Source organism: Streptococcus sp. DD10 (genome assembly GCF_001578805.1).
In the GTDB taxonomy this organism is placed as follows: Bacteria; Bacillota; Bacilli; order Lactobacillales; family Streptococcaceae; genus Streptococcus.
The window spans coordinates 1-5,667 of record NZ_KQ969158.1 but is presented as its reverse complement, the minus strand read 5'-3'; the positions used below and the strand labels follow the sequence as shown (position 1 = coordinate 5,667).

Genomic DNA, 5,667 nt, shown 5'->3' with positions numbered 1-5,667 from the left:
CAATTTATCTAATGCTTACTCCTCTTTGATAAATGTTCAAACTATTGATTGTTTTTATTGTATCATATTTTGTGTTTCGCTGTAATACCAATATTTTTTACTTCATCAGTAAAATAGCAACTTTTAAATATTGAACAACCTACGGAGGCTCACCGTAGGTTTGTATTTATGTTATCAACTTCTGTAACATTTCAACTACTTGTTCTCAATATTACTGTGCTCCCGTTTAAAAGCATAGTCAAGAATTATGACAAATAGTACCAACATCTAGAATGAATTTAGAACTTAAAAACAAATCATCAATCTGCATTAAAATAATCAGAAACCTCTTTAAAGAGAGTCTGTAATATTTCTTGCTCCTCTTCATCTAAATTATTTTCAGAGACTAGCTCATCCAAATACTTAGGTAGAGTAGAATGGTTTTTAATTCCATTCATGACAATTGCAAATTTCAGATCATCTAGTTCAGTTTTATTAAACCCTTTTAGCTTCTTCAAATCAATTCTAGTGATTGGATGTGGGACAACATCTAGAGTACTGTAAATCGTTTTTCCTAATAAATAGTCTGTCGTGGTATCAAATAATTTTGCTAATTTGACAACGGCTTCTAAACTAGGCTCTAAAGTTCCATTTTCCCAACGAGAATAGGTACCTTGTTGTACATCAATCATCTCGGAAACTTGTACCTGAGTTAATTTCTTACTCTTTCTCAGTTCCTTAAGACGATCTCCAAAAGAATTATTATTAAACATTGTATCCTCTTCAATATTCGATTCTGTATATTTTAGCTTGACAAAATATTCTAAACGGTATAAAATAGAATTATTCCATAAGGAATATTTATTTTGAGATTAAATATTCCATTGAGAATATTATAGCATAAAAGGAGGTAAAAGCGTATGTAATTAGTAGTCGATTTAAAAAATTTTAATAAAGGAGGTAAGATTCGACAAAATAAAAAAATCTTGAAACAAATGTGCCGTTCGTTCCAAGATAAAAACATATTATGTAACAATTATACCACAGAAAACTCCTCAGTTGCACAAGAAAATTTCGGAGGTTTCACAAAAAGATGACCAATAAAGAGTTAGTCAATCAAATTTCTGGCCTAAACTCTACCTCTACTCTTAAAAATTGGATTCAACTGATTAGAGATAAGTGGCAAGGAATTTAAAAAATTAAAATTCTTATCAGTAGAAATCCAAGAACTCATCAATTAAGTTACACAGTTGCCTATGACTTTACAAACGAAGACCTTAGACAATTTCAAAAGTTAGCTAACCTAAAACTTGAAATAGGTCTAAAAGAGGCTATACAAGCCGTATTTGGGAGCCTAGCAGACAATGAGCAAGAATCCCTAAACCAAGTAATAGATGAGCTCTACGATGAACTGAGCGCCTTAAAACAGGAATTTAAGCGAGAAATACGACTGATAAAAAATGAGAATGCCAGTCTAAAAAAGAAAATCCAAGATATTGAAGAGTCGATGCAAACCGGCTTACTAGGGTTTGTTCAGAAGAGGTCAAAAAATAGGTTCGGCTAATAGCGAGTTTTCGGCTGAGCTAGGAGGCAGAAAGCCGAAAATGAGCGTAGATGCGGACGGACCATTTTTGACAGATAGGGTGTGTAGTAACACCACCCTCTGCAAGTTAGGTGTACCATCGAAAGAATTCAGTATTCCCAAGGGTTTCGGAGATTTTAAGGATGGCAAAATTAGGCAAAAAGTTGAATCAAAATCTATGGCAAAAAATGAACATTTACGTTCTGTATTTGACTGGATTCAAATTCAGTTTGATAAGACTGAACTTTCGCCAAGAGAAATAATCGAAGACATTCTATTTCTTGACTATGACTTATTTATTGAGAATAAAGGGAGCCTTAAATACTATAACTATGATAGCCAGCTTCATCATGGGAATATCCGTATCTACTATGGAGCGAAAGAGTCGTCCTACATGCTTGTCATGTCAGGACAGGCACTCGAGTTCTTTAGAGATATGGTATTAGATCCAAATAGTCTGTCCGAAAGACAGTTTCTGAACAACCTCTACTACAATTACAATCAGTTTTCAGTAAGACGAATTGATATTGCAATAGATGATTTTAATGAAACACCCTATTTCACTCCTAATCAGCTTCTAAAAATTTGTCAGAAGAAACGCTTTATATATGGAAAAAGCACCTACTACAATACCTACGGAGATGAAGCAATCGGTCAGACCTTATATTTGAGAAAACCCAATGATGATGAAAGACTTAGAATTTACGATAAACGCTTAGAACGAGCTGAGAAGCTCGGTATCAGCAAGCGGTATATAGAAAATTGGATAAGAACGGAGTTAGAACTTAGGAAAGAAAAAGCTCACTACTTCATTCAAGAATGGTTGCATTCAGAAATAGATCTTCTCAACTTTACCAAGGGATATCTCAAAGAAAAAGTGAGGTTCTATAGTGATAGTCAATTCTCAAAACCTTTGAGATCTTGGGAAAAGTTTTTAGGTCACTCAAAACCTGTCTCTATCATTATTCCAAAACCAAAAACAGAACTAGAACAAAAATTAGAATGGTTTACCTATAAAGGTTCTGGAGCTATTCTAAAAGCGTATAAATTTCTATACGACAATAACTTACTGCATGAGTATGAGAAATCTAACTATCTCGCACTCAACAATATGGAATATCCACCAGATTTAGCAAGTGGATTAATAGAAAGGGCAATACTCTTTAAAAGAGAGGATTTGATCCCCACAATCAAAGAAAATATCAAAAGGAGAAATTAACTATGGCAAAAATGCTTTCACAAAATGACTGGAATTTTAATAACATTGGAACAAAATTTGAATTGGATGAAGTTATTCCAAAATTTGAAACGGAAGTCCGAGCAGATGCAAACGGAGAAATTATCAAAAACCGAGATGGTAGCGAAAGACGTTTTAATACCGATAAAATCATTGGTTGGAAATACAATGTAACGATCAAGGATGGACAATTCAAAAAGAAATCAACCCAAGTCTCAGTAGATAATCCAGAAGCTTTAGTCGATAATGACTATATCCAAGCAATGGACGAGGTACCAGTTACATTTGACAATTTACAAGCCACTATGATTAGTTCAACGATGTATTACAAAGCGGATGCTATCCATTTAGTAGATGTAAAACAAAAATAAGTATTAGACAAGGGGAGCTAATCCTCCCCTTACTTAATCTAATCAGAAAAGGAGATCACATGATTAAAACTGTAACAAAAGATGACCTTATCGAACTTGGATTTGCTCCAGGAACTGCAAGAAAGATTATCCATACTGGCAAATTACTATTAGTGAATCGTGGTTTTAATATCTACGATAACAAACGGATTGGTACAATTCCAGCCAGTGTCGCTGAAGAACTACTAGGAATTGAACTCCAGAAAGAAGCATAATGAATGACTATTCGTAAAGCTAAAAGTGGTAAATGGACTGTTGATGTTTCTAACGGTTTCCACCCAGTCACACAAAAAAGAATACGTATTATTCGTAAAGGATTAAAATCTAAAAAAGAAGCCCTAGAACTTGAACAACATATTAGAGTTGTAGAATTAAAAGAAAAACAATTTGACTTTGTAGTAACAACGGATATGTTATTCGACTTACTTGAAGAAGATGATTTGAAAAATGGCAGAAAAGTAAGCTACACAAGTACACAAAGAAACAATTATGAGCGTCATATTAAGCCATATTTTAAAAATACAAATTTAAATAAACTAACGTATGACCATATATTCGAATTTCGTGAATACCTAAAAAACAAAATGAAAATGAAGTTTTAAGCTATAATACAATTAATAAGGTTCTAATTTTACTTAAAAAAATTTTTGATACTGGTATAAGAAAATCCCTCATTGATAAAAATCCTGTTGAGAATCTTAGAAAATTACCAATTAGGAAGCCTAATATCAAATTTTGGAGTATAGAAGAGTTCACGAGATTTAGAGAACTTATTCGAGATGATGAAATAAGCTATGACCTGTTTTTCGTAATTGCTTTCTTTACTGGAATGAGAATGGGAGAAATACTCGCATTAAACTGGAATGATATAAATCTTTTAACAAATACGATTTACGTTACCAAAACGGTATACTTTGTCAATAATACAAGCTACATTAATACAACAAAAACACGATCAGGAACTAGAAATATAACAATCAATCAGAAATTAGCAGAAATGCTAAAAGACTGGAAAGTAAAACAAAAAGAAAAACTTGAGGAATTTACGAAAAATACTGAAGAACTACAAATAATACAGAGTACACCAATAACAATTACAAAAAATATGATTGATAAGAAGTTTAAGCAAATACTAGAAAGGGATAAAGATTTAAAGAAAATAAGAATTCATGATTTGAGACACTCTCATGCATCATTACTTATAAATCAAGGAGAAGATTATCTTGTTGTCAAAGAAAGATTAGGACACGCATCTATTACAACAACAATTGATACTTATTCTCATTTGTACCCTAGCAAACAGAAAACATTGGCTAATAAACTTGATGATTTATTTTAAAATGGAAAAAATTGGTAACTCGACACACAACAAAGAAAAAAAAGACAAGGTCCGAAAACCTTGTCTTTACTACTATACCGGCGGCCGGGGTCGAACCGGCACGTCCTTGCGGACACTGGATTTTGAGTCCAGCGCGTCTGCCAATTCCGCCACGCCGGCAAAGTATAACTGGGGTAGCTGGATTCGAACCAACGCATGAGGGAGTCAAAGTCCCTTGCCTTACCGCTTGGCTATACCCCAATATTAAAATAAGGCGAGTGATGGGGATCGAACCCACGCATGCCAGAGCCACAATCTGGTGTGTTAACCACTTCACCACACCCGCCAAAATCTTACACGGGCAGTAGGAATTGAACCCACACTGAAGGTTTTGGAGACCTTAGTTCTACCTTTAAACTATGCCCGTAAAGGATGGAAGGGGAGGGATTCGAACCCCCGAACCCGAAGGAGCGGATTTACAGTCCGCCGCGTTTAGCCTCTTCGCTACCCTTCCTAATATTAAATTATGGCGCGAGACGGAATCGAACCGCCGACACATGGAGCTTCAATCCATTGCTCTACCAACTGAGCTACCGAGCCAAATTGCGGGAGCAGGATTTGAACCTACGACCTTCGGGTTATGAGCCCGACGAGCTACCGAGCTGCTCCATCCCGCGTTAATATAAAAGGAGGATGTGGGATTCGAACCCACGCACGCTTTTACACGCCTGACGGTTTTCAAGACCGTTCCCTTCAGCCAGACTTGGGTAATCCTCCAAAATATAGTCCGTACGGGATTCGAACCCGTGTTACCGCCGTGAAAAGGCGGTGTCTTAACCCCTTGACCAACGGACCATAAATTAATGGGCACGAGTGGACTCGAACCACCGACCTCACGCTTATCAGGCGTGCGCTCTAACCACCTGAGCTACGCGCCCAAGTCATAAATATGAACTTGGTAAATTGAACAATAGTCCAAAGCGGGTGACGAGAATCGAACTCGCGACAACAGCTTGGAAGGCTGTAGTTTTACCACTAAACTACACCCGCTTAAATGGGAGTTAACGGGATCGAACCGCTGACCCTCTGCTTGTAAGGCAGATGCTCTCCCAGCTGAGCTAAACTCCCTAATGCTAAGCGA

At 36.1% G+C, this 5,667-nt stretch carries 4 protein-coding genes, 12 tRNA genes and 2 pseudogenes; 5 read left to right on the top strand and 13 right to left on the bottom strand.

Annotation, left to right across the window (positions count from 1 at the left end):
* Positions 1-299 precede the first annotated feature (299 nt).
* Positions 300-752 (bottom strand): helix-turn-helix domain-containing protein, encoded by a 453-nt coding sequence (locus STRDD10_RS03060; RefSeq protein ID WP_004182172.1) that lies wholly within the window; start codon positions 750-752, stop codon positions 300-302.
* A 320-nt stretch (positions 753-1,072) separates the two neighbouring features.
* Between STRDD10_RS03060 and STRDD10_RS11460 the strand changes: the two are divergent.
* The 5 genes and pseudogenes from STRDD10_RS11460 to STRDD10_RS03040 all read left to right on the top strand — a co-directional run bounded on the left by STRDD10_RS11460 (position 1,073) and on the right by STRDD10_RS03040 (position 4,547).
* Positions 1,073-1,543, top strand: a pseudogene (locus tag STRDD10_RS11460) (hypothetical protein).
* A gap of 40 nt (positions 1,544-1,583) precedes the next feature.
* A complete protein-coding gene (locus STRDD10_RS03055; protein WP_067193038.1) occupies positions 1,584-2,780 on the top strand; it encodes a replication initiation factor domain-containing protein in 1,197 nt (398 codons plus the stop codon).
* 2 nt (positions 2,781-2,782) lie between these two features.
* Positions 2,783-3,169, top strand: a complete 387-nt coding sequence (locus tag STRDD10_RS03050) for a hypothetical protein (RefSeq protein WP_006595173.1) — start codon at positions 2,783-2,785, stop codon at positions 3,167-3,169.
* Between the two features lie 59 nt (positions 3,170-3,228).
* Entirely contained in the window at positions 3,229-3,423 is a 195-nt protein-coding gene (locus tag STRDD10_RS03045; RefSeq protein WP_000598356.1) for a DUF3173 domain-containing protein, read from the top strand.
* Between the two features lie 3 nt (positions 3,424-3,426).
* Positions 3,427-4,547 (top strand): annotated as a pseudogene (locus tag STRDD10_RS03040) (tyrosine-type recombinase/integrase).
* Positions 4,548-4,622: 75 nt separating this feature from the next.
* On the opposite strand, the gene STRDD10_RS03035 reads toward STRDD10_RS03040, so the two are convergent.
* The 12 genes from STRDD10_RS03035 to STRDD10_RS02980 form a co-directional block, all read right to left on the bottom strand.
* Positions 4,623-4,706 (bottom strand) — tRNA-Leu (locus tag STRDD10_RS03035).
* Between the two features lie 9 nt (positions 4,707-4,715).
* Positions 4,716-4,787: transfer RNA gene (locus tag STRDD10_RS03030), tRNA-Gln, on the bottom strand.
* A gap of 12 nt (positions 4,788-4,799) precedes the next feature.
* Positions 4,800-4,872: transfer RNA gene (locus STRDD10_RS03025), tRNA-His, on the bottom strand.
* A 10-nt stretch (positions 4,873-4,882) separates the two neighbouring features.
* Positions 4,883-4,953: transfer RNA gene (locus tag STRDD10_RS03020), tRNA-Trp, on the bottom strand.
* 6 nt (positions 4,954-4,959) lie between these two features.
* Positions 4,960-5,040 (bottom strand) — tRNA-Tyr (locus STRDD10_RS03015).
* Positions 5,041-5,053: 13 nt separating this feature from the next.
* Positions 5,054-5,126 (bottom strand) — tRNA-Phe (locus STRDD10_RS03010).
* 3 nt (positions 5,127-5,129) lie between these two features.
* Positions 5,130-5,203 (bottom strand) — tRNA-Met (locus STRDD10_RS03005).
* A 10-nt stretch (positions 5,204-5,213) separates the two neighbouring features.
* A tRNA-Ser gene (locus tag STRDD10_RS03000) sits at positions 5,214-5,303 on the bottom strand.
* A 6-nt stretch (positions 5,304-5,309) separates the two neighbouring features.
* Positions 5,310-5,381, bottom strand: a tRNA-Glu gene (locus tag STRDD10_RS02995).
* 9 nt (positions 5,382-5,390) lie between these two features.
* Positions 5,391-5,464, bottom strand: a tRNA-Ile gene (locus tag STRDD10_RS02990).
* 41 nt (positions 5,465-5,505) lie between these two features.
* A tRNA-Gly gene (locus STRDD10_RS02985) sits at positions 5,506-5,576 on the bottom strand.
* Positions 5,577-5,581: 5 nt separating this feature from the next.
* Positions 5,582-5,654 (bottom strand) — tRNA-Val (locus tag STRDD10_RS02980).
* Positions 5,655-5,667 lie beyond the last annotated feature (13 nt).

Coding starts and splice junctions, on each gene's coding strand:
- STRDD10_RS03060 (WP_004182172.1), bottom strand. CDS start 752: ATGTTTAATAATAATTCTTTTGGAGATCGTCTTAAGGAACTGAGAAAG.
- STRDD10_RS03055 (WP_067193038.1), top strand. CDS start 1,584: ATGAGCGTAGATGCGGACGGACCATTTTTGACAGATAGGGTGTGTAGT.
- STRDD10_RS03050 (WP_006595173.1), top strand. CDS start 2,783: ATGGCAAAAATGCTTTCACAAAATGACTGGAATTTTAATAACATTGGA.
- STRDD10_RS03045 (WP_000598356.1), top strand. CDS start 3,229: ATGATTAAAACTGTAACAAAAGATGACCTTATCGAACTTGGATTTGCT.